Annotated in this window: 4 protein-coding genes; 2 read left to right on the top strand and 2 right to left on the bottom strand. The window is 53.4% G+C overall.

Annotated elements, in window-relative coordinates; genetic code table 11:
* A partial coding sequence (locus NLR35_RS33585) for a hypothetical protein (RefSeq protein ID WP_257170831.1) occupies positions 1-743 on the top strand: 743 nt, incomplete at its 5' end.
* 329 nt (positions 744-1,072) lie between these two features.
* Positions 1,073-2,278 (top strand): glycosyltransferase, encoded by a 1,206-nt coding sequence (locus NLR35_RS33580; RefSeq protein WP_257170830.1) that lies wholly within the window; start codon positions 1,073-1,075, stop codon positions 2,276-2,278.
* A gap of 191 nt (positions 2,279-2,469) precedes the next feature.
* Here NLR35_RS33580 and NLR35_RS33575 read toward each other — a convergent pair whose 3' ends face one another.
* Together NLR35_RS33575 and NLR35_RS33570 are read right to left on the bottom strand one after the other, a co-directional pair.
* The gene (locus NLR35_RS33575) at positions 2,470-3,228 is read right to left on the bottom strand and encodes a hypothetical protein (protein ID WP_257170829.1); all 759 of its coding nucleotides are present in this window, start codon (positions 3,226-3,228) and stop codon (positions 2,470-2,472) included.
* 104 nt (positions 3,229-3,332) lie between these two features.
* A partial coding sequence (locus NLR35_RS33570) for a hypothetical protein (protein WP_257170828.1) occupies positions 3,333-3,556 on the bottom strand: 224 nt, incomplete at its 5' end.

The following is a 3,556-nucleotide window of genomic DNA, read 5'->3' as shown; positions in this document are numbered from 1 at the left end:
ACCTTGAGCAGTTATGTTTCGTGTCTGCTCTGGCACAAGGGCACGATGTTGTCCTGTATTCATATACGCCAGAGGCACTCCAAGGTGTACCTGCCGGCGTGGAAATTCGAGATGCGCGGGAGGTGATGTCCGAGCAACGGCTGGTCAGATATTCCGACACAGGCTCCTTCGCTCTTGGAGCCAATTTCTTTCGATACCGCCTACTTCAGAAGGGCCTCGGCTACTGGGTGGATGCCGACGTCTATTTCGTCAAACCATTGAACTTTTTCGAAGAGTTTGTGCTGGGTTGGGAGGATGGAGCCAAGATAAACAATGCTGTCTTGCTTCTTCCCTCGGATTCGGAAATCGTGCGCGACCTCTGCGAGTTACCTAGCGACAACGTCCGACCGCCCTGGTTCGGCCCCAGGCGGAGCCTGCAGTACTACTTTGCGCGGATGACGAGCAGCAAGGGCGTACGGGTACAGGATCTGCCTTGGGGCACGTATGGCCCTGAAATGCTCACCTATCTTGCCAAGAAGCACAAGATCGCAGAGCTGGCGAAAGAGCCCAGTGTGTTTTACCCAGTCGGGTGGCGCGATGCGCGCGGTTTATATGGGCCTGCAGAGCGGATCGAAGCGATGATCGGGCCGGAAACTTGTGCAGTGCATATGTACAACGGAGCCCTTCGCGAGTTGCGAGACCTGAAGCCTCCGAAAGGATCTTACATCGATCTGGCCTGCAGAAAGTACGGCATCGATCCCTGACCATGGCACTCTGTGCCGCCGAAGGCGCTAAGTGCGGGGGCCTATCCTCGCAGCTTGATTGCTGCGCCGGTACCATCGGCGAAGACTTCCTCCGATCGTCTGGAGATGCTCCGGTCACTGACTGATGGCAATTTGTAGCGCCTCGTGTCCGGCAAAGGACGTGTCGCTTGGTTAGTATAGCGCGTCAAGTTGCAGAACAAACGTCGCGTGACGAACGAGCACCTATTGGTTGCTTCGATTTTGGGGCTGGCAAGGAGGGGGGCGCGTAAGGTATTTTTCGCTCATCGTCGCCGGAGCGATCAGCCCTCTGGTTGGAATTGGATCGCCGAATGAGCAGTATTTTTTTGGTTTTGCAGGTGCCGGTGACGGGGCCGCTCGATAGCCTGCAAATCGAAGCACAAGCGCATAATGGGTTACGGCTCTGGCTCCAACATTTCGAGAATGTAATTGCTGCGTGTCCGTACGCTCGAGAAAGTGCAGAACCAACTCTACCAATTTCCACGATCCCTGGGGGGGACAGGCTTAGAATCGTAAGTCTAGACCAGGCATGGCAACCTCATCAGTTTTTGAAGAAATTGCCCGCAGTCTCGAAGATCCTGGCCCAAGAGATCGATAAAGCCCAGCACCTCCAGTTTGGAATTGGCGGCCTTTGGGGGGATTGGGGTTCAGTTGCAGCATGGATTGCAAGCCAAAAAGGACGTGCTTTTTCCGTTTGGACGGATCATGTCGAATCCGATGTGCATTTCAAGCGCGCGGAAGGAAAGGGGCTCCTGCCGCGGCTATATACGAAGGCCACCGCTGTGGCGATGATTCCTTACGAGAGAGCCGTTATCGCTCGCTCTGCGCTGGGCCTTTTCCACGGCGCGGACTGCTATGATGCATATGCGCCATATTGTCGTAATCCCCACCTCGTTCACGACATACACATAGGTGCAGATCAGCACATAACCGATGAACAGCTTGAACTGAGATTGAGCGACAGGGCGGTCCGCCCCCTCCGCATCGTCTACGCGGGAAGGGCAGCGCCGGAAAAGGGGATCTTAGATTGGGTTCAAGCCATAGCTCACGCCAGCAGCAAGACGAGCCTAATTTGTACATGGTACGGAGTTGGGAGCGATTTGCAGGCAGCTAAAGAACTCGCCAGTAGGCTGTCGCTGCCGATATCCTTCCCTGGATCTATACCACACGATCAACTGCTTGACGAAATGAAGCAATTCGACATCTTTGTGTTTTGTCACAAGACGCTCGAATCGCCCCGATGCCTTATTGAAGCTCTGGCATGCGGGCTTCCGATCGTCGGCTATGATAGTCCCTACCCGAATGACCTTACAAGGCAGCATGGCGGATCGGTGCTCGTTCAAAAGGGAAATATAGCTGATTTGGGCGAAGCAATCGTCAGGCTTAGCAACACGGATACCTTGCCCAAATTGTCGTTCCTTGCCAAGCAATCTGCTGCTGATTTGACCGACGAGGCGGTGTTCGCCCATCGATCGAGATTAATCAAGCTTCTTTCTACGCAAAGTGCCTTGGGATAGTTACGACAGGGTCCCTATAAAATTATCCGAGTCGCTTTCATCCAAGCCTTATTCGCGATGATCGCTGGGCCCATGAGGGGCTCGAAATCTGAACCGTCGATGCCAACGAACTGTTGTTCGACTTGTCGACGCTCATGGCGAGCGTCCAATGGGCAAAAGCGCAACCAGTTCGAAGCGGTGACGTCCGTCAATCAGGTTACCCGACTGCGCAGCAAATGCTTGGCACGTGCCCTAGCTTTCTGCAGCTTCCCTAACAAAATGCGCGCGCGTGAACGTTTCCCCGTGTCTCCTCGAGGCGCCATCTTGCAGTACGCGAAGACCTGGTGCGGGTGTGCGACAATTCCATATTTTTCCGAAATGCCAATCCAGGAGGCGACTCTTTCCTCGAAGCTCTGGAGGCGATCGATCTCCCGGTGGCCTTTCTCCTCGTCCGTGGGATTTATAACCGAGATTTTGTCGATGATAGCAAACCGACCAAAAAGATGGGCTTGCAGGAAATCCGAGTACCAACAGTCGATGCCGAGGCCGACCAAAGTGTCATCGTAGACTTTCATAAATTGCATCAGCTTGTCGCGGCGAAAAACTGGCATAGTGACTTCAACGAAATTGACGATCCTGTAGTCGCTCTTTTTCCCCGCACAGATGGTGATCTCGTGAGACCACTTCCCCGCCGGACTGAATGCAGGCTGAGCAACCCAAAATCCAAGCTGTTCCGATAGGCCGAACAATTGATCTATTTGCCTCGGAGTCATTTGAATGTCGTCGTCGCAAACACAAACGTGCGTGTAGCCGTCCAAGATGTGCGGCGACCTATCAAGCAATTTCTTGAGATTCTGAAACTTGCTCCCGCTTGTGCGAAACGCGTAAGCCGAATGCTTCTCGAGCTCTGCGAAATTAGCGTCGTCATTTCCATAATATGCCAGCGCCAAATCCCACCTACGCGGATACATCGGGTCTATCCACGCCAAGACGGAATTCTTGTTGCCGGCGCTTGTAAATATGCACCAACGATTGGATGAATTCGTTAGCTGGTGGCATCCAGATGAGTGTTCGCTCAAAGGAGGCATTCCGCTAACGATTGCTGGATGGCGCAGAGTTCTAGGTCGTGCAGCTTGCTGGAATGGCAAGACGCGTTGCTGGCTTCCATGTGCGTACTCGCGGCGTGATATCGATCAGCGAGTTGAAGTTGCGCATATTCCATTCGGCTATTCATTTTAGCCAAGAAGAATATGTTCGCCTTCTTAGCAACAGGCAAAATACCCGGACAAGACAATTTCG

The organism is Bradyrhizobium sp. SRS-191 (genome assembly GCF_024586915.1).
In the GTDB taxonomy this organism is placed as follows: Bacteria; Pseudomonadota; Alphaproteobacteria; order Rhizobiales; family Xanthobacteraceae; genus Bradyrhizobium.
Note: the sequence above shows the minus strand (reverse complement) of the source record. Positions and strands in the feature narration are given on the sequence as shown.